The following is a 17,432-nucleotide window of genomic DNA, read 5'->3' on the forward strand; positions in this document are numbered from 1 at the left end:
TAATGACCCCGGAAATGGTAGTGCAACTCGGCAGGCGGAGCTTCGAGGCGGTGATCCTCCTCTCTGCGCCGCTTCTCATCTGCGCCCTCGTCGTGGGCCTTCTCGTCAGTATCTTCCAGGCGGTGACCTCCATCAACGAGGCGACACTCGCCTTCGCGCCCAAGATCATCGCCGTCATGGTCGCCATGGTCGTCTTCTTCCCCTGGATGATGATGTACATGAGCGACTTCACGCGCGAGATCTACGGCATGATCGCCAACATGAGGCACTAGGTGTTCGGCTCCCTCCCCTTAAGCACCCTGGCCGACCTGATCCCCTTCGGCCTGGTCCTGGCGCGGGTGTCGGGGCTCTTCATGGCGATCCCCATCTTCGGTGCCCGCGTGGTCCCCAACCGGGTCAAGGCGGTGCTCATCTTCGCCCTGACCCTGCTCATCTTCCCGATCATCCGGCCGCAGGCGATGACCGCGGCGAACGATTCCATATCCCTCATTCTCCTGGTGGTGCAGGAAGCGCTCATCGGGCTCACCCTCGGGGCGATCTCGCAGTTCGTGTTCGCCGCGGTGGAGCTCTGCGGCCAGCTGGTGGGGACCCAGATGGGGATCTCCATCGCAGCCCAGTTCGACCCGACCACCCAGAACAACGTCCCGACCATGGCGATCTTCCAGGGTGTGCTCACCACCCTTATCTTCCTCTCCCTGGGGGTGCACCACTTCTTCATCAGGGCGATGGTGGAGAGTTACCAGGTGATCCCGCTCGGGGCCTGGCACGTGAGCGGGGGGCTTTTGAAGTTCCTGACCCAGGCGAGCACCGGGGTCTTCGTCATCGCGATCAAGCTCGCGGCGCCGGTCTCGGTGGCCCTTTTGGCGACGACCGTGGCGCTCGGCATCGTGGCCAGGAGCTTCCCGGCCATGAACGTTTTCATGGTGAGCATGCCGCTAAACATCGGGATCGGTTTCCTCCTCCTCGGCATCTCCCTCCCCATCTTCCTCAGGGTGCTGCAGGGAAGCTTCGCCAACTTCACGGACCAGATGCACGCGCTCTTCAGGCTCCTCGCCTAAGGCCCTCCCATGTCCGACGACAAACACTCCAAAACAGAGAAACCGACAAGCAAGAAGATCTCGGACGCGAAGAGCAAGGGACAGGTCGCGCGCAGCCGCGAGATGACCTCGGCCCTCACCCTCATCGCGGCCATGATCGGTCTCTACGCGAGCTCGGGGCTCATCCTGAAGACGCTGCAGGGGACCATGAGGGACATCTTCGGCGGGCTTGCCACCATCGAGGTGACCCCCGGCGGGGTGCATCACCTGATGATGAAGGAGTTCGGCAACCTGGCCATCATGGTCGCGCCCTTCATGCTGGTCTGCCTCATTGCGGGGATGGCGGTGGAGATCGGCCAGGGTGGGATCAACCTGAGCTCGGAGAAGCTGAAGTTCGACCTGGGGCGCCTGAACCCGGCGCAGGGGGTGTCGAGGCTCTTCAACAAGGACTCGGTCTTCGAGGTGGCCAAGTCCTTCATGAAGATGGCGATCGTGGGGTACATGGCCTACAAGATCCTCGCCGAAGAGATGGAGGGGATCGTCTTCCTGGTGGACCAGGACCTGCAGGGGATCCTGCTGTTCATAGGGCACCTTGCCTTCAAGATCGTGCTGCACACCTGCGGCGTGCTGATCCTCCTCGCGGTCCTCGACCTTGCCTTCGTGAAGTGGCGCTTCACAGAGAACCTGATGATGACCAAACAGGAGGTGAAGGACGAGCACAAGAACACGGAGGGGGACCCGGCCATCAAGGGGAAACAGCGCCAGAAGGCCTTCCAGATGGCGCGCCGCCGCATGCGCCAGATCGTGCCGACCGCGGACGTCGTGGTCACCAACCCGACCCACTACGCCGTCGCGCTCAAGTACGACCGCTTCAAGATGTCCGCCCCGATGGTGATCTTCAAGGGTGTCGACGAGATGGCGCTGCAGATCAAGATCGTGGCGCGGGAGAACGGGGTGACGCTGGTGGAAAACCGCTTCCTTGCACGCGAGCTCCACGCCCAGGTGGACGAGGGGGGCGAGATCCCGGAGGGGCTCTACGCCGCGGTCGCCGAGATCTTAGCCTACGTCTACAGCTTGAAGAAGAGGTGAGGCGGCCGCCTCACCCCCAAAGGATCAGCCCCGGGTCGTACACGGTCCCCAGTTCCGGGTGCCGCGGCATGACCCTCAAGAGAAAGCCGTGCCGCCCGCAGAAACGGCATTCCAACTCGCCGCCGAAGTGACCGGCCTGTTCCGGGTCGGGGGCGGGGGCGAGCGGCACCACTTCCCCTCCCACGATGGATCCCCTCGAATCTAGCACCCCGAAGTACACCTCGACCGCGATCTCGGAGAGCGGCACCTCGCCTGGGGTGATCTGCACCGAGATGGGGACCCGCTCCCCGACGGTCACCTCCCGCGCGCACGTCGCCTCCACCGCCACGATGGAAAGCCCGCCCCATACGCCGTGTAGCCGCTCCTTCCAGCGCGCGAGTTCGACGGCCAGCCTCAGGTCGTCCCGGTTCAGCCGCTCCCAATGCTCGAAGGCGGGGAGGTAGCAGCGACGGGCGTACTCCTGCACCATGCGGTGCGTGGAGAAAACCGGGCAGAGGGTCTCCATCGACGTCTTCATGAAGGCGGTCCAGCCGCGCGGAACGCCGTCGCTCCCCCGGTTGTAGAAAAGCGGCACGATCTCCTTCTCCAGGAGGTCGTAGATGGCCCGGCTCTCCACCTCGTTCTGGTAGGTGAGATCGTCGTAGACCTCCCCCCTGCCGATGGCCCAGCCGTTGTTCCCGCGGTAACCCTCGCACCACCAGCCGTCCAGGATGCTCATGTTGAGCCCGCCGTTGAAGGCGGCCTTCATGCCGCTCGTGCCGCTCGCCTCCAAAGGTCTGAGCGGCGTGTTGAGCCAGACGTCCACCCCCTGCACGAGGCGCCGGGCCACCGAGATGTCGTAGTCCTCGAGGAAGAGGATGCGGCGCCGGAACTTCTCCTCTTTGGAGAGCTGAACGATCTGCCGGATGAGCTCCTTCCCCTGGTGGTCGGCGGGGTGCGCCTTGCCGGCGAAGACGATCTGCACCGGGCGCTCCGGGTGGTTCAGGATCCGCTCCAGGCGCTCCTTGTCGTGCAGAAGGAGCGTGCCGCGCTTGTAGGTCGCGAAGCGGCGCGCGAACCCGACGGTGAGGATCTCCGGGTCGAGTACGTCGCCGGCGCGGTCGATCTCCTTGGTGCTCGCGTCGAGTTTCTGCAACTGGGTCTTGAGCGAGTTCCTCGCGTAGTCCACGAGGCGCTCGGTGCCGCGGCGGTGCGTGCGCCAAAGCTCGGCGTCCGGGATGCGCGTGACCTTGCGCCAGAGGGCGTCGTCGCTCTGCTCGATCCAGCGGGTCCCGAGGTAGCGGGTCAAGAGGCCGCTCATCTCCTCGGAGAGCCAGCTCTTCTGGTGCACCCCGTTCGTTACGTAGGTGAGGGGGAGTTGTTCTTCGGGAAGGTCGGGCCAGACGTCGGCCCACATGCGGCGCGAGACCATGCCGTGCAGCTCGCTCACGCCGTTTGAGTGCAACGATAGCTTCATGGCGAGGACCGCCATGCAGAAGTTCTCGTTGTTCCTGCCGTGGTTCTGCATCCCGAGGGCCATGAACTGCTCCCGGGAGAGACCCAGGCGGCGGTAGTACTGCCCGAGGTAGCGCTCGAGAAGCTCGGGGGGAAAGTGGTCGATGCCGGCCTCGACCGGCGTGTGGGTGGTGAAGACGTTGCCGCCGCGCACCGCCTCCATCGCCTCGCCGAAGGTGAGCGAACGCTCCTCCATCAGGAGGCGGATGCGCTCCAGGGCGAGGAAGGCGGCATGCCCCTCGTTCATGTGGCAGACGTTGGGCTCCACCCCGAGCAGGCGCAGCGCCCGGACCCCGCCGATGCCGAGCAGGATCTCCTGGCGGATGCGCATCTCCTGGTCGCCGCCGTAAAGGCGCGTCGTGATCTCCCGGTCCGCGGGTGCGTTCTCTTCCAGGTTGGTGTCGAGCAGGAACAGGCGCACCCGTCCCACGATGACGCGCCAGATCTGCACCCGCACCGTGCGCCCGGGGTACTCGACCTCGAAGGCGAGCGGGCTGCCATCCGCGTCGCGCTCGAGAGCGAGGGGAAGGTTGTAGAAGTCGTTTTCGGGGTAGATCTCCTGCTGCCACCCCTCGAGGTTCAGGTATTGGCGGAAGTACCCCTGCCGGTACAGGAGCCCGACGCCTACGAGCGGGAGCCCCAGGTCGCTGGCGGATTTCAGGTGGTCGCCGGCCAGGATGCCGAGCCCCCCCGAGTAGATCGGGAGCGACTCGTGCAGCCCGAACTCCATGGAGAAGTAGGCGATGTGGGCGCGCGGGTTGCCGTGCCGCTCGTACCAGGTGCGCGTTGCGAGATACTCGTTGAGCCTCTCCTCCACGTGGGAGAGGTGCGACATGAACCCCTCGTCCAGCATCAGGCTCTCGTAGGTCGCCTGCTGGAGGGAGCCGAGCATCTCGAGTGGGTTGTGGCGCGTGGTGCGCCAAAGCTCCGGGTCGAGTCGTTTGAAGAGGCCGATGGCCTCCGGCTCCCAGGTCCACCAGAGGTTGTATGCGATCCGTTGCAGCCCGGTGAGCTCCTTGGGGAGCGAGGGGACAACGGTGAAGCGGTGCAGCGTCGAGAAGAGGTTCATACCGCCTCCTCGCTACTTACTCCGGCCTCCCGATACCGAACTTCTCCAGCCGGTATTGTAGCGTCTTGTAGCTCATGCCAAGAAGTGGTGCCGCTTTTGCGATGACCCAGTCGGCCCGTTCCATGGCCTTCGTGATCAGGTCGCGCTCCAGGTTGTCGATGGATATCCCCTCGGCGGGGAAGTCGAAGGGTAGCGATCCCGCCGGGGTCGCCTCGTTGTGCACCTCGGCCGGCAGGTCCTCGGGTTGGATGTAATCGCTTTCCGCCATGAGGACGCCACGCTCGATCACCGACTCGAGCTGGCGAACGTTGCCGGGCCAGTTGTAGTCCAAAAGGATCTTGAGCGCCGGTTTGCCGATCCCCTTGACCGGGATTCCCGACGCCGCGCTGTACTTCTTCAGGAAGAAGTGCGCGAGCGTCACGATGTCGTTCCCCCGCTCGCGCAGGGGGGGGAGGGTGATGCGGATCACGTTCAGACGGTAGAAGAGGTCCTCGCGGAAGTTGCCGCGCTTGGTTTCCTGTTCGAGGTCCTTGTTGGTGGCGGAGATGATCCTTACGTCGACCGGGATGTTGATCTTGCCGCCGACCCTGCGGATCTCCTTCTCCTGGATGGCGCGCAAAAGCTTCGCCTGCATGGCGACGTTCATCTCGCCGATCTCGTCCAGGAATACGGTGCCCCCGTCGGCTGCCTCGAAGATGCCGAGCTCCCGGCTCCCGGCGCCGGTAAAGGACCCTTTTTCGTGCCCGAAGAGCTCGCTCTCCATGAGCGCGTCGGGGATGGCGGCGCAGTTGATGGCGAAGAACGCCTTGTCCTTCCTCGGGCTGCCGTCGTGGATCGCGCGCGCCACCAGTTCCTTGCCGGTTCCCGACTCGCCGTAGATGAGGACCGTGGTGGAGGTGGGGGCGATCTTGTGGATGATGCGGGCCACTTCCATCATCTTCGGGTGCTCCCCGATCATGTTCGGCAGCGTCCTCGTCTCGGCGAGCTTTTTCTGCAGTACCCGGTTTTCCTTCAGGAGCATGATGCGCTCGAAGGCGCGCTGCACGGTGAGGATCAGGTTCTCGCGTTCGAGGGGCTTCTCCAGGTAGTCGAAGGCCCCCTTCTTCATCGCCTCCACCGCCGAATCGATGGTGCCGTGGGCGGTCATCATCACCACACATTGGGCAGGGTTCTCCGCGAGCACCTGCTCCATGAGCTCCATCCCGGTCATCCCCTGCATCTTGAGGTCGGTGAGCAGGAGGTCGTACTCCGCGCGCCCCAACTCCTGCAGCGCCTCCTCCGCGCTCGGAACGGTGCAGAGGCGGTACCCCGCCTTGGTGAGGATGGCGCTTAGGATGTCCCGCTGCCCTTTCTCGTCGTCTACTACCAGGATGCTGCCGCTCATTACCACTCCTGTCTCGTTCATGTCTTGATTCATGCCCACGGTTTACGCCTGCGCCGACGCTTCCCGCGTTTCCAGCTTCTGCTGCGCCGCACCGGGCGCGGGAAGGAGCACGGTGAAGGTGGTACCTTCGCCCTTGCGGCTCGCCACCGAGATGCTACCCCCGTGCTCCTTGATGATGCGCTCGGTGATGGCGAGACCAAGACCTATGCCGGCCTCGCGCGTGGTGAAGTAGGGCTGGAAGACCTTCTCCAGGTCCTGCTCCTCGATCCCGGTGCCGTGGTCGCTGAAGGTGAGGCGGAATACGCCGTTGTCGGCATCGAGCGCCGCCCCAAACGTGATGGCGCCACCTTCGGGCATCGCCTGGGTGCTGTTGCTCAAGAAGTTGCAGAGGCAGTTGCGCATCAATTCCGGGTCGATTTGCAGCGGGGGGAGGTCCGCCGGGATCTCCCTGACCACGGTGATGTTACGCTCGACGAGCCGGTCCTGCATGATCTGCATCGCCTTGCTGACGAGGTCGTTGTAGCTCACCTGCTGCAGCTTCAGCTTGAGCGGCCGTCCGTAGTTCATGAAGTTGAGGACCATGTAGTTCGCCTTGCGAACCTCTTCCTTGATGTTGTCGGCGATCGAGGTGAGCTCGCCTCCTTTGTCGCGGCAGGTCGGCAGCAGCTCGCTCTTCAAGTGGTCGATGGCGAGGCTTATGTAGTTCAGCGGGTTGCGGATCTCGTGGGCGATGCCGGCGGCCAACTGCCCCACCTTCGAGAGGTGTTCCGCCTCGTAGAGTCTTTTTTCCAGCTGCTCCTTCTCCTTCAGCTTCTTCACCATTTCGTTAAGGTTCGCGGCGAGTTCGCCGATCTCGTCGCCGCTTCCCGCCTCGAAGGTTACACTCAGGTCCCCGGCGGAGACTTCCTTGACGCTCGTGGCCAGGCGACGAATCGGGCTCGTGTAGCGGCGCGCCAGGAAGATGATGAGGATCATCCCCGCCATGAAGACGAGCACCGTAGCGGAGAGGCGCCGGACGAAGTTTGCGTGCTGGATGTCGCGGATGTTGTCCAAAAGGAGGTTGATCTGCACGTAGCCCAGCTGCTCGTCCCCCACGATGACCGGCACGACAAGGTCGTAGGGCTTGAGCGAGCCCCCTCCGCCGCCGCGGCGCGATGCCTTGAGACCCTTCTCGAGTTTCTTGATCTCGCGCTTCTTGCCGACCTGCGCCGGGTCGGAGGAGTTGATGATCTCCCCCTCGTTGTTGATGATGTTGATCTCGTTGATCCCTTTGTTCTTGGCGTGGCTTAGGTACTCGGAGAGGCGGGAGGACTCCTCTTCGGAGGTGAGGTCCTCCACGCTCAGCTGAATCGCCTTGGAGACCACCGTGGAGCTCTCCTGGATCTCCTGCACCAGGTCGTTCTGGCTGAACTGGTTCAGGAGGAAGAGTACCAGCGTGGCGACTACCAGCATGGTGAGCATGATCATCACCAGCTTCGTATTAAGTTTCATAACACCCTTTCCGGACGGTGAGTTTTCACTAAGCTCCGAAGTATACTGCAGCGCCTTCACCCAGACAAGAGTGATCTCTCGCGGGGGGCGGTTATGCTTCGGTTAATTGGCTTCCATTAGCGTTGACTTGCTGCTAAGATGCCGGTCGTTGATATTCATGACCAGAGGCGGCGGGAGGATCGGGAGCATGAGTTACATCGTCGACAGGATTTCGAACAACCTCAGGATCGACCCGGACGCGGGGGGGCAGGAGCATCGGCGCAAGCGGGAAAAGCCTGGCCACAAGGCGGACCAGGCGGACAGTGTCAGCATCTCCGATGAGGCGAAAAAGCTGCTGCAGGAGGCCGAGGTGGAGGAGACTCCCGAGGCCTAGCTGGTGAAGAGGGCCTTGTCCTCGCCGAAGGCCTTGTCGAAGATCTCCAGCATCTCCTCGGCCTTTTCCTCGCTTAAGTTCAGCATCTGGCCTGCCTTCGAGCCGGCGAGATCCACATCTTCCCGCGGCTCCCTGATGCCGATGCCGAGCTTGAGGCAGAACTGGTCCGCAAGCGAGGTGACCGCGGTGAGGTTCACCACCGCCGGGTCATCCAGTTCGGTGAAGTCTAGGTTGTGGTGCTGCAGTATGGCACTGGTCAGTATCTCAGGGAAGTTCCACTTCTTTATAACGTATGCCCCCACCTCGTCGTGGGTGAAGGGGTATATCCCGCGTTCCGCCTGCCCGAAGGTGATCCCCTCGTTGTAACAGTGCTGCATGACCTCCTGGAACTTGTCGCGGTCCAGGGTGTTCATTATGATCTTTCCGATGTCGTGGAACAGGCCGGCGAGAAAGGCCTCCTCCTCGTTTGCGGCGCGGGTGCGGTTCGCGATGATCCTCGCGGCGAGGCCAGCGGCGAAGGAATGCTCCCAGAGCATCTTCTCGGTGAGCCCGTACGGCTTGTACACCTGTTTCACCGATGCGGCTACGACAAGGCTTCGCAAGGTGCTGAAGCCCAGGATGACGATGGCGCTGGAGAGGGTCTGGATCTGGCGGCGGCAGCCGTAGAAGGATGAGTTGGATATCTTGAGGACGCGGGCCGCGACGGCCGGGTCCGAGGAAACGATCTTGGCCAGTTCTTCCGCCGTTGCCGTGTCGCTTTCGATGAGTTCCATGACTTTGATGGCGACGATAGGAATGGTGGGGAGGTCCGCTGCGGTCATGATCGCAGTTTCGAGTTCTTTGTTCATGCCATGAGATCCTTGCGTGGGCTGGGACGGCGGGTTTCGGTCAGGTTCCAAAATATACCAAATTATTAGCTTTAAGCAAGCGGGGATTTAATGATTGAAAGGGGGGGCAGCGCAGTCTATACTGCGGCGAAAAAACAGGATAGGTCGGTACATTGATCGTAAAGACGACGCAGTTTATTAAAAGTGCAACAAGGCCCGCCCACTACCCCGAGGGGGACCTCCCCGAGATCGCCTTCGCCGGCCGTTCCAACGTGGGGAAATCTTCGCTGGTGAACGTGCTGGTGAACCGCAAGAACCTGGTGCGCACGAGCTCCACCCCGGGCCGTACCCAGCTCATCAACTTCTTCCAGGTGAACGACGACTTCATGCTGGTCGACCTTCCCGGTTACGGCTACGCCAAGGTGCCGCTCGCGGTTAAGAAGGACTGGCGCCCGATGATGGAGACCTACCTCGCCAAAAGGAAGAACCTGCGCGGCGTGGTGCTCATCCTCGATATCCGCCGGGTTCCGACCGAGGACGACCTGCAGATGCTCGCCTGGCTCAGGGCCTATTCCGTCGCCCCGATCCTCGTGGTCACCAAGTGCGACAAGCTCTCCAAGAACGAGCGCGCGCGGCAGACCGCGGTGATCGCGGAGAAGCTCGGCGTGACGAAGGGGGAACTCAACTTCTTCTCCGCCCTGAACAAGGAGGGACGCGACGCGGTCTGGGCCCGCATCGACGCTCTTTTGGCGCCCGACGACGCCGAACCCGGCGAAATCGCGCCGGAAGCCGAGCCGGTTATTGATTGACAACCAGCGGCGCCTCTGTTAGTAAACATGGCGCTGTATGAAAATCGAGACGTTCGTCCTGGTGCCCCGAGTGGGGTTAAAAGGGAAGAGGGTGTGAATCCCTCGCTGTCCCGCAACTGTGAACGGAGATGAAAGCCGCAACAACGCCACTGATCGTATCGGGAAGGCGCGGCGAGTAAGACGACCCGTGAGTCAGGAAACCTGCCAGGATAGAAGCTTACCGCAACCTCCGTGGCAGAGGGGCTAAAGCCGGAATCGCGCCCGCAGTGCGATTTTTGACCCGCCTTCCGTCCATGGAAGGGGGGTTTTTTTATGTCCAAAACGGTCCTAGTCACTGGCGGTGCGAGAAGCGGCAAGAGCCGGTTCGCCGAGGGGCTCGCCGAGAGCTACGCCCCCTTGCGCGGCTACCTCGCCACCGGCGAGGCGGGGGACGCCGAGATGGCCGAACGCATCGAGCGGCACCGGGGAAGACGCGGGCCCGAGTGGCAGACCGTCGAAGAGCCCGTCGGGGTGGAGGAAGCGATCCGCGCCCACGAGCACCGCTTCAACGTGATCCTTATGGACTGCGTCACCCTCTGGGTCACGAACCTCCTCTTCCGCTGCGAGGGGGGCGCGCAGGAGGCCTTGGCCCAGGTGAAGAGCTTCGCCGGAAGCTTCCCGCATTTAAATACACCACTCATCATCGTCACCAACGAAGTCGGCATGGGGATCGTCCCGGAACACCCGCTCTCGCGGACCTTCCGGGACTTGGCGGGTGAGGCGAACGAGATCATAGCCGCGGCGGCCGACGAGGTGTACGTCACCATCTCCGGGCTGCCGCTCAGGCTCAAATGAAAGTTGCGATGACGCACAAGGAGGCAGGCATGACACTTCTGGAGGCCACCCTGGCCAAAATTCAGCCCGTGGACGAGGCACTTCTCGCCAAGGCCCAGGCCAAACTCGACAACAAGACCAAGCCGCAGGGCTCGCTCGGTCGTCTTGAGGAGGTGGCGCGCCGTTTCGCCGCCATCACCGAGGACCTTTCCCCCGACACGGCGAAGAAGGTGATCTTCACCTTCGCGGGCGACCACGGCATCGTCGAGGAAGGGGTCTCCCTCTTCCCGAAAGAGGTCACGCCGCAGATGGTGCTCAACTTCCTGCGCGGCGGCGCCGGGGTGAACGTGCTTGCGCGCCACACGGGCGCGGAGGTGCGCGTAGTGGACGTAGGCGTCGACTACGACTTCGAACCCGCCCCCGGGCTCATCATCAGGAAGGTGGCGAAGGGAACCCGCAATTTCGCGAAGGGCCCCGCCATGACCACTGAGGAGGCGGTCGCCGCCGTCGAGGTCGGCATAGCACTCGCCGAAGAGGCCAAGAAGGAAGGGGTCGCCATGGTCGGTACCGGCGAGATGGGAATCGGCAACACGAGCCCCTCCTCCGCCATCATCGCCGCCATCGCCGGATGCACGGTCCGCGAGGTGACGCATCGCGGCACCGGCATCGGCGACGAGGCGCTCGAGAAGAAAATCCGGGCGATCCAGGCCGGCCTCGACCTGAACCGTCCCGACCCGCAGAACCCGCTCGAAGTCCTCACCAAGGTTGGGGGGCTGGAGATCGCCGGGATCGCCGGGCTCGTGCTCGGCGCCGCCGCGAACCGCCTGCCGGTCGTTGTGGACGGCTTCATCTCCACCGCCGGCGCGCTCATCGCCTCCGAAATGCACCCCTCGGTGCGCGACTACATCTTCACCGCGCACACCTCCGTGGAAATCGGCCACCAGATGATGATGGAGCGGATCGGGGTCAAGCCGCTTCTCGACCTGCAGTTCCGTCTCGGCGAAGGAACCGGCGCGGCGCTCGCCATGGGGCTCATCGAGGCGGGTGTCAAGGTGCTCAAGGAAATGGCGACCTTCGAGGAAGCCGGGGTGGCCTCCTCTTAGGAGGCGGGAGGACCGATGCGTCTCTTCATCATCGCCTTCCAGTTCCTCACCATCGTGCCGCTGCCGGTAACGGTGCGCTGCGAGGAGGAGGACCTCGGGCGCTCCATGGCCTTTTTCCCGCTGGTGGGGCTCGCGGTAGGCGCCCTCATGGCGGGGGTGGACTTCCTGCTCGCGCCGCTGCTGCCGTGCCCGGTGGGCGACCTCGTGCTCGTCGCCCTTTTGAGCATCGTGACCGGGGCGCTCCACCTGGACGGACTATCCGACGTCTGCGACGGGCTGGCGGCGCGCGGCCCGAGGGAGCGCTTCCTCGAGATCATGAAGGATTCCCGCGTCGGGGCGGTGGGTGCGGTCGGCCTCGTCCTTGGGCTCATGCTCAAGTACCAGGCGCTCTTGGCGCTCCCCCCGGAGCACAAGCGCGCGGCGCTCCTCTTCTTCCCAATGGCGGCGCGCTTCGCCCAGGTACAGATGACGGTCGGCTCGAAGCGGGCCCGCAAGGACGGCCTCGGGCATGCCTTCGTTGGAGGTGCCGGGGCGCTGCAGCTCGTCTTGGCCGGTGCCTGCACCGTAGCGATAGCAGCTCTCCTCCTCGGGCTTTCGGGCCTCGTCACCCTGCTCCTTTTGTTCGTGCTCACCTTAGGCGTCAAGGGGTGGGCGCACCAAAGGCTGGGCGGCGTCACCGGAGACGTGATTGGCTGCGCGAGCGAGCTGAACGAGATCTTCTCCCTGCTCTTCCTGCTGGCCCTCCTCGGGCGGCTCGGGTAGCTCCGGGATAAAGGACGTGACCATGGAAAGAACACGCATACACCTGATCCGTCACGGCGAGGTCGAGCGCTCCCACTGCTACAACGGGCACTTCGACGTCCGCCTCACCCCGCGCGGCGAGGAGATGTACCACCAGATGAAGCCGCGCCTCGACCCGGACCGGATCACCGCCCTCTACACGAGCGACCTCTACCGCACCGTGCGCGGCGGCGAGATCCTCGGGCCGTACCTCGGCGTGGCCCCGGTGAAGGTCCCCGCCCTCCGCGAGCTGAACTGCGGCGCTTGGGAGGGGCTCTCGGTGGCCCAGATCCAGGAGCAGCGCCCGGACGAGTGGGCGGCAAGGATGGCGGACCTCGAGCACTTTTGCGCCCCTGGAGGCGAGAGCCTCGGTGAGCTTGCCGCCCGCGTGCTGCCGGCCCTGAACGAGATCGTGGAGCAGCACCGCGGCGAGGACGTGCTCGTCGTGGCGCACGGCGGCGTGAACCGCATCGTTCTCCTGGACGCGATAAAAGCGCCGCTCGGCTCCTTCTTCAGTATCGACCAGCAGTACTGCGCCATGAACATCATCGACTACTGGGCCGACGGCAACACCGTGGTGCAGTTGGTCAACGGGTGACGGGGCGGCTCCCATGAAACGATTCGTCATCGCAGCGCCGCACAGCGGCTCGGGGAAGACCACGGTCACCCTCGGCATCATGGCCCTTTTGAGACGGCGCGGGCTTAGCGTCGCCCCCTTCAAGGTCGGACCTGACTTCATCGATCCCGGCTACCACCGGCTGGTGACCGGCGCGCCTTCCGTTAACCTGGACGGCTGGATGTGCCCCCCGGGCTTTGTCCGCGATACCTTCGCCCGCCATGCGGCCGGTGTCGACGTCGCCGTGATCGAGGGGGTGATGGGGCTCTTCGACGGCATCGACGGCGTGTCTGAGTCCGGGAGCACGGCGCAGGTGGCGAAGCTCCTTGCGGCGCCGGTCGTGCTGGTCGTGGACGCCCGGAGCCAGGCCCGCAGTGCCGCCGCCCTGGTGCACGGCTTCGCGAGTTTCGATCCCGGCGTCAAGGTTGCCGGGGCCATCTTCAACAACGTGGCGAGCGCGAACCATGAGGCGATCCTGCGGGAGGCAGTGGCGGCTTCCCTGCCTCACGTCGCCGTTCTGGGGTGTCTTCCGAAGGACCCCGCGCTCGGCATCCCTTCGCGCCACCTGGGGTTGACGACGGCGGAGGAGAACCCGCTTTCGGACGAGTTCCTCGGCCATCTGGCCGGGGTCATGGAGCGGCACCTCGACCTGGAGCGCCTTCTCGACGCGACGCAGGAGGAATTCCCGGTTCAGGGGGAGCAGACCTGTGTCAAGGCCGACGGCTTCCGCCAGGTGCGCATCGCGGTGGCACGCGACGCCGCCTTCTGTTTTGCCTATCCGGACAACCTGCGCCTTCTCGAGGAGGCGGGCGCCGAGCTTTGCTACTTCTCGCCCCTTGCCGACGCGGCGCTCCCCGATGGTGTCGACGGCATCTACCTCCCTGGGGGCTATCCCGAGCTCTTCGCGGCGCGGCTCGCGGAAAACGCGGCGATGCGGCAGGCGATCCTGAGCGCGGTGGAGCGGGACATGCCGGTGTACGCCGAGTGCGGCGGCTTCATCTACCTGACCGGCGCGGTGGCAGCCGACGAGGGGAGCCACGCCATGGTGGGGATCTTCCCGGTGCTGACCCGCATGCTGCCGCGCAGAAAGGCGCTCGGGTACCGCGAGGTGGAGCTCTTGGCCGACGGCGTCGTGGGTAGCAAGGGGACCGTCGCTCGTGGGCACGAATTTCATTATTCAGAGATGGAGGAGGTGCCGCAGCCTTTCGAGCGGCTCTACCGCGTCAGCAGGAAGGGGATCGACCTCGGCTTCGAGGGGTATCGCTACCGCAACTGCCTCGCCTCCTACATCCATTTACATTTCGGCAGCGCGCCGGGTATCGCACGGGACTTCGTGGGGCACTGCAGGGCATACCGGACCAGGAGTCTTACATGAAAACGCAGATCGAATCGGCGCGCGCAGGCATCGTCACCGCGCAGATGGCGCAGGTGGCATGTGACGAGAACGTGACGCCGGAGTACGTCCGGGAAAAAGTGGCGCTGGGGCAGATCGTCATCCCCTGGAACCACGTGAGGAAACCGAAGGTGGCCGGCATCGGCGCAGGGCTCAGAACCAAGGTGAACGCCTCCATCGGCACCTCCTCCGACATCATTGACTACGAGGCCGAGGTCAGAAAGGCGCTTGCCGCGCAGCAGTCCGGCGCCGACACCCTCATGGAGCTCTCCGTCGGGGGAGACCTGGACCGGGTGCGCCGCGAGGTGATCGCCGCAGTCGACCTGCCGGTCGGCAACGTGCCGCTGTACCAGGCCTTTTGCGAGGCGGCGCGCAAGTACGGTGATCCCAACAAGCTCGACGAGGAGATGCTCTTCGAGATCATCGAACGCCAGTGCGCCGACGGCATGGCCTTCATGGCGGTGCACTGCGGCATCAACCTCTACACCCTGGAGCGGCTGAGGAAGCAGGGGTACCGCTACGGTGGCCTGGTCTCCAAGGGTGGCGTCAGTATGGCCGCCTGGATGCTCGCCAACAACCGCGAGAACCCGCTCTACGAGAAGTTCGACCGCGTGGTCGAGATCCTGAAGCGATACGACACCGTCCTCTCGCTGGGGAACGGCCTCAGGGCGGGCGCGATCCACGACTCGAGCGACCGCGCCCAGATCCAGGAACTCTTGATCAACTGTGAGCTCGCCGAGGTCGGCCGCGACATGGGGTGCCAGATGCTCGTGGAAGGCCCGGGCCACGTACCGCTGGACGAGATCGAAGGGAACATAAAGCTGCAAAAAAGGATGAGCGGCGGCGCGCCGTACTACATGCTGGGGCCGATCGCCACCGACGTTGCCCCCGGTTTCGACCACATCACCGCCGCCATCGGGGCGGCCCAGTCCTCGCGCTACGGCGCCGACCTGATCTGCTACATTACGCCTGCCGAGCATCTCGCCCTCCCCAACGAGGAGGACGTGAAGATGGGGGTCAAGGCGGCCAAGATCGCGGCCTACATCGGCGACATGAACAAGTACCCGGAGAAAGGGAGGGAGCGCGACAAGGAGATGAGCAAGGCGCGCCGTGACCTGAACTGGCAGCGTCAGTTCGAGCTTGCCCTCTTCCCCGAGGACGCGGCCGAGATAAGGAAGAGCCGCGTTCCCGAGGACGAGCAGACCTGCACCATGTGCGGCGACTTCTGCGCCTCCCGCGGCGCCGGGAAGATCTTCGCCGCCGACCTGCGCGGAGACAAGATTTGATGCGTAACACTGCACGCCGCGAAAATGATGGCACCCTCCCCCACCCCCCTTCCCCCTCCCGCAAGGGGAGGGGGAGAGCCGGGATATGGGCGCTACCAACGGGAACGCTTTTTACCTTGCTGTTGGCCTCCCCCGCCTTCGCGATGCACATCTCGGAGGGGATCCTCCCGTTTTCCTGGGCGCTCGCCTGGTACCTCGTGCTCGTGCCGTTCCTGGCGCTGGGTGCAAGGCGGCTGAACGCCCTCGCGCGCGAGGACCTTTCACTGAAGCCGCTGGTTGGGCTTTTGACCGCCGTGGTCTTCATCATCTCCTGTATGCCGATCCCGGTTCCCACCGCGGGGACCTGCTCGCACCCGTGCGGTACCGGCGTGTCGGCGATCCTGGTCGGTCCCCTGGTCAGCGTGGTCGTCGCCGCGGTGTCGCTGCTGATCCAGGCGCTCTTTCTCGCTCACGGCGGTCTGTCCACCTTGGGCGCCAACGCCCTTTCCATGGGGGTGATCGGCTCCTTCGCCGCCTGGTTCACCTTCCGGGTCCTGCGCCGCATGGGCGGGAGCCTCGGCGTCGCCGGTTTCTTCGCGGGGATCGTTGCCGACTGGGCCACCTACACGGCAACTTCTCTGTTCCTCGCCCTGGGGATCCGGGGAGACGCGCCTCTCTGGCCGCTCTTTGCTAAGGTCGTGGTGGCCTTTCTCCCCACCCAGCTTCCCTTGGGCATCCTCGAAGGGGTGATCACGGCCGGTATGGTGACGCTTCTCTACCGCAAGCGGCCGGACCTGCTGGTCAGGATGAGGGTGATTACGGAAAAGGAGGGCTCCGTCAATGCGTGACCGGAAACAGTGGAAAAAATCGTTCCGCTCTGCGATGATGCTCCCCGCGTTTTTGCTCGCCCTCTCCTGCGTCTCCTCCGTTTCCCACGCCTGGGACGGGGTCGACGAGGCCGTGGTGGAGAAAGTCGCCAAGGAGCATGGCCGGGAGGCGAAACCGCCCTTTCTCGATCTCTCCGGTGATCTGCTGCTGTTCGCCTTTCTCATGGCGGGAGCGGTGGGGGGCTTCGTGGCGGGATACTATTGGCGCGACCTGACGGCTCAAAAGCCGAGGAAAGACGATGCATCATCACTTAAGCACACATAGCTTTCACGCCGGCCATGCCCTGGTGCAGGTCGACGCCCGGGTGAAGCTTCTGAGCGCGCTCGCCTTGCTGGTCATGGTGATCACCTCGCAAGGGGCCGCGTTCCCGCTCTTCGTTGCCGCCGCGGGCCTCTTTTTCTGTCTGCGTCTCGGGACGCCGGTGCGCCTTTTGGCGCTGCGTTTTTCCGAACCGCTTTTCATCGCGGTCGTGGTGCTGCTGCTTAAGACCTTCTTTTCCGGCAACGCTCCGCTTTTCCGCTTCGGTCTTTTGGGGTATGAACTGGTGGCGCACCGCGACGGCCTGGATGCCGGTCTCCTCATCGCGGGGCGGATTCTGGGAGGGGTCACCCTGCTGGGTGTGGTCGGTTTCTCGACGCCCTTCACCGAACTGATGGCCGCCCTTTCCTGGATGAGGGTGCCCCAGGTGCTCGTCGACGTGGCGCTTTTCGCGTGGCGCTACCTCTTTCTGCTTCTGGAGGACGCCCAGGTGGTTTACCACGCCCAGAAAAACCGGCTCGGCTACGTCGGCTGCCGTCGTGCCCTTGCTTCCTTCGGCACCCTCGCCGGGGTGATGGTGATCAAGGCGTTCGACAACAGCCAGAGTATCACGACGGCGATGGTGCAGCGCGGCTACGACGGCGTCATGCCCATGTCGATGCACCGGCCGCTGCGCGTCGCCGAGGTCGGCTCGGCGCTTCTTTTCGTCGGCGCCATGGCCGTCATCAGGCTCATCTAGAGGG

18 protein-coding genes and 1 riboswitch are annotated in these 17,432 nt (G+C 64.2%); of the genes, 14 read left to right on the top strand and 4 right to left on the bottom strand.

What is annotated here, in order from left to right:
- The first annotated feature begins 2 nt into the window (after positions 1-2).
- The 3 genes from fliQ to flhB are packed head-to-tail and all read left to right on the top strand — an operon-like array spanning position 3 to position 2,126.
- A complete protein-coding gene (gene fliQ / locus E8L22_RS06735) occupies positions 3-272 on the top strand; it encodes a flagellar biosynthesis protein FliQ (RefSeq protein WP_129124837.1) in 270 nt (89 codons plus the stop codon).
- Entirely contained in the window at positions 273-1,058 is a 786-nt protein-coding gene (fliR, locus tag E8L22_RS06740; RefSeq protein WP_136524427.1) for a flagellar biosynthetic protein FliR, read from the top strand. It abuts the gene before it with no gap.
- A gap of 9 nt (positions 1,059-1,067) precedes the next feature.
- Positions 1,068-2,126, top strand: a complete 1,059-nt coding sequence (gene flhB / locus E8L22_RS06745; protein WP_136524428.1) for a flagellar biosynthesis protein FlhB — start codon at positions 1,068-1,070, stop codon at positions 2,124-2,126.
- A 10-nt stretch (positions 2,127-2,136) separates the two neighbouring features.
- Here the strand turns inward: flhB and glgP are convergent, their stop codons facing one another.
- Genes glgP through E8L22_RS06760 form a run of 3 tightly spaced genes read right to left on the bottom strand, consistent with a single transcriptional unit; the run spans position 2,137 to position 7,564 of the window.
- On the bottom strand, positions 2,137-4,689 hold the full coding sequence (gene glgP, locus E8L22_RS06750; protein WP_136524429.1) for an alpha-glucan family phosphorylase: 2,553 nt from the start codon (positions 4,687-4,689) through the stop codon (positions 2,137-2,139).
- Between the two features lie 16 nt (positions 4,690-4,705).
- Complete coding sequence (locus E8L22_RS06755) at positions 4,706-6,073, bottom strand: sigma-54-dependent transcriptional regulator (protein ID WP_136524430.1); 1,368 nt, start codon at positions 6,071-6,073, stop codon at positions 4,706-4,708.
- Between the two features lie 42 nt (positions 6,074-6,115).
- Positions 6,116-7,564 (bottom strand): sensor histidine kinase, encoded by a 1,449-nt coding sequence (locus E8L22_RS06760; RefSeq protein ID WP_136524431.1) that lies wholly within the window; start codon positions 7,562-7,564, stop codon positions 6,116-6,118.
- A 187-nt stretch (positions 7,565-7,751) separates the two neighbouring features.
- On the opposite strand from E8L22_RS06760, the gene E8L22_RS06765 reads away from it, so the two are divergent.
- Complete coding sequence (locus E8L22_RS06765) at positions 7,752-7,937, top strand: hypothetical protein (protein ID WP_136515044.1); 186 nt, start codon at positions 7,752-7,754, stop codon at positions 7,935-7,937.
- Here the strand turns inward: E8L22_RS06765 and E8L22_RS06770 are convergent.
- Positions 7,934-8,785 (bottom strand): HDOD domain-containing protein, encoded by an 852-nt coding sequence (locus E8L22_RS06770; RefSeq protein WP_136524432.1) that lies wholly within the window; start codon positions 8,783-8,785, stop codon positions 7,934-7,936. The genes E8L22_RS06765 and E8L22_RS06770 overlap by 4 nt on opposite strands.
- Positions 8,786-8,937: 152 nt before the next feature.
- Between E8L22_RS06770 and yihA the strand changes: the two genes are divergently transcribed.
- The 10 genes from yihA to cbiQ all read left to right on the top strand — a co-directional run bounded on the left by yihA (position 8,938) and on the right by cbiQ (position 17,428).
- Complete coding sequence (gene yihA / locus E8L22_RS06775; RefSeq protein ID WP_136524433.1) at positions 8,938-9,573, top strand: ribosome biogenesis GTP-binding protein YihA/YsxC; 636 nt, start codon at positions 8,938-8,940, stop codon at positions 9,571-9,573.
- Between the two features lie 42 nt (positions 9,574-9,615).
- Positions 9,616-9,796, top strand: a riboswitch (cobalamin riboswitch).
- An 89-nt stretch (positions 9,797-9,885) separates the two neighbouring features.
- Complete coding sequence (cobU, locus tag E8L22_RS06780) at positions 9,886-10,407, top strand: bifunctional adenosylcobinamide kinase/adenosylcobinamide-phosphate guanylyltransferase (RefSeq protein ID WP_136524434.1); 522 nt, start codon at positions 9,886-9,888, stop codon at positions 10,405-10,407.
- A 29-nt stretch (positions 10,408-10,436) separates the two neighbouring features.
- Positions 10,437-11,489, top strand: a complete 1,053-nt coding sequence (cobT, locus tag E8L22_RS06785) for a nicotinate-nucleotide--dimethylbenzimidazole phosphoribosyltransferase (RefSeq protein WP_136524435.1) — start codon at positions 10,437-10,439, stop codon at positions 11,487-11,489.
- A 15-nt stretch (positions 11,490-11,504) separates the two neighbouring features.
- Positions 11,505-12,251, top strand: a complete 747-nt coding sequence (gene cobS / locus E8L22_RS06790; protein ID WP_136524436.1) for an adenosylcobinamide-GDP ribazoletransferase — start codon at positions 11,505-11,507, stop codon at positions 12,249-12,251.
- Positions 12,252-12,273: 22 nt separating this feature from the next.
- Positions 12,274-12,867: a histidine phosphatase family protein gene (locus tag E8L22_RS06795; protein WP_136524437.1), complete on the top strand. Its 594-nt coding sequence runs from the start codon at positions 12,274-12,276 to the stop codon at positions 12,865-12,867.
- A gap of 13 nt (positions 12,868-12,880) precedes the next feature.
- Complete coding sequence (locus E8L22_RS06800; protein ID WP_136524438.1) at positions 12,881-14,260, top strand: cobyrinate a,c-diamide synthase; 1,380 nt, start codon at positions 12,881-12,883, stop codon at positions 14,258-14,260.
- Positions 14,257-15,564 carry a phosphomethylpyrimidine synthase ThiC gene (gene thiC / locus E8L22_RS06805; protein WP_136524439.1) on the top strand — a complete coding sequence of 436 codons (1,308 nt, stop codon included), beginning with the start codon at positions 14,257-14,259 and terminating at the stop codon, positions 15,562-15,564. Before E8L22_RS06800 ends, thiC begins: the two co-directional genes overlap by 4 nt.
- Positions 15,564-16,391, top strand: a complete 828-nt coding sequence (locus E8L22_RS06810; protein ID WP_136524440.1) for an energy-coupling factor ABC transporter permease — start codon at positions 15,564-15,566, stop codon at positions 16,389-16,391. Before thiC ends, E8L22_RS06810 begins: the two co-directional genes overlap by 1 nt.
- A complete protein-coding gene (locus tag E8L22_RS06815; protein ID WP_246044567.1) occupies positions 16,384-16,695 on the top strand; it encodes a cobalt ABC transporter permease in 312 nt (103 codons plus the stop codon). The genes E8L22_RS06810 and E8L22_RS06815 overlap by 8 nt, the downstream gene beginning before the upstream one ends.
- Positions 16,670-17,428, top strand: coding sequence for a cobalt ECF transporter T component CbiQ (gene cbiQ / locus E8L22_RS06820; RefSeq protein WP_136524441.1), 759 nt, complete (start codon positions 16,670-16,672; stop codon positions 17,426-17,428). The genes E8L22_RS06815 and cbiQ overlap by 26 nt, the downstream gene beginning before the upstream one ends.
- Positions 17,429-17,432: the final 4 nt, after the last annotated feature.

The sequence above is a fragment of the Geomonas ferrireducens genome (genome assembly GCF_004917065.1).
GTDB lineage: Bacteria > Desulfobacterota > Desulfuromonadia > Geobacterales > Geobacteraceae > Geomonas > Geomonas ferrireducens.

Excerpts from the sequence above, each read along its gene's own strand:
- E8L22_RS06815 (WP_246044567.1), top strand. The coding sequence starts at position 16,384 with ATGCGTGACCGGAAACAGTGGAAAAAATCGTTCCGCTCTGCGATGATG.
- cbiQ (WP_136524441.1), top strand. The coding sequence starts at position 16,670 with ATGCATCATCACTTAAGCACACATAGCTTTCACGCCGGCCATGCCCTG.
- flhB (WP_136524428.1), top strand. The coding sequence starts at position 1,068 with ATGTCCGACGACAAACACTCCAAAACAGAGAAACCGACAAGCAAGAAG.
- fliQ (WP_129124837.1), top strand. The coding sequence starts at position 3 with ATGACCCCGGAAATGGTAGTGCAACTCGGCAGGCGGAGCTTCGAGGCG.
- E8L22_RS06755 (WP_136524430.1), bottom strand. The coding sequence starts at position 6,073 with ATGAGCGGCAGCATCCTGGTAGTAGACGACGAGAAAGGGCAGCGGGAC.
- E8L22_RS06760 (WP_136524431.1), bottom strand. The coding sequence starts at position 7,564 with ATGAAACTTAATACGAAGCTGGTGATGATCATGCTCACCATGCTGGTA.
- cobU (WP_136524434.1), top strand. The coding sequence starts at position 9,886 with ATGTCCAAAACGGTCCTAGTCACTGGCGGTGCGAGAAGCGGCAAGAGC.
- E8L22_RS06810 (WP_136524440.1), top strand. The coding sequence starts at position 15,564 with ATGCGTAACACTGCACGCCGCGAAAATGATGGCACCCTCCCCCACCCC.
- E8L22_RS06765 (WP_136515044.1), top strand. The coding sequence starts at position 7,752 with ATGAGTTACATCGTCGACAGGATTTCGAACAACCTCAGGATCGACCCG.
- E8L22_RS06800 (WP_136524438.1), top strand. The coding sequence starts at position 12,881 with ATGAAACGATTCGTCATCGCAGCGCCGCACAGCGGCTCGGGGAAGACC.
- E8L22_RS06795 (WP_136524437.1), top strand. The coding sequence starts at position 12,274 with ATGGAAAGAACACGCATACACCTGATCCGTCACGGCGAGGTCGAGCGC.
- cobT (WP_136524435.1), top strand. The coding sequence starts at position 10,437 with ATGACACTTCTGGAGGCCACCCTGGCCAAAATTCAGCCCGTGGACGAG.
- thiC (WP_136524439.1), top strand. The coding sequence starts at position 14,257 with ATGAAAACGCAGATCGAATCGGCGCGCGCAGGCATCGTCACCGCGCAG.
- cobS (WP_136524436.1), top strand. The coding sequence starts at position 11,505 with ATGCGTCTCTTCATCATCGCCTTCCAGTTCCTCACCATCGTGCCGCTG.
- E8L22_RS06770 (WP_136524432.1), bottom strand. The coding sequence starts at position 8,785 with ATGAACAAAGAACTCGAAACTGCGATCATGACCGCAGCGGACCTCCCC.
- glgP (WP_136524429.1), bottom strand. The coding sequence starts at position 4,689 with ATGAACCTCTTCTCGACGCTGCACCGCTTCACCGTTGTCCCCTCGCTC.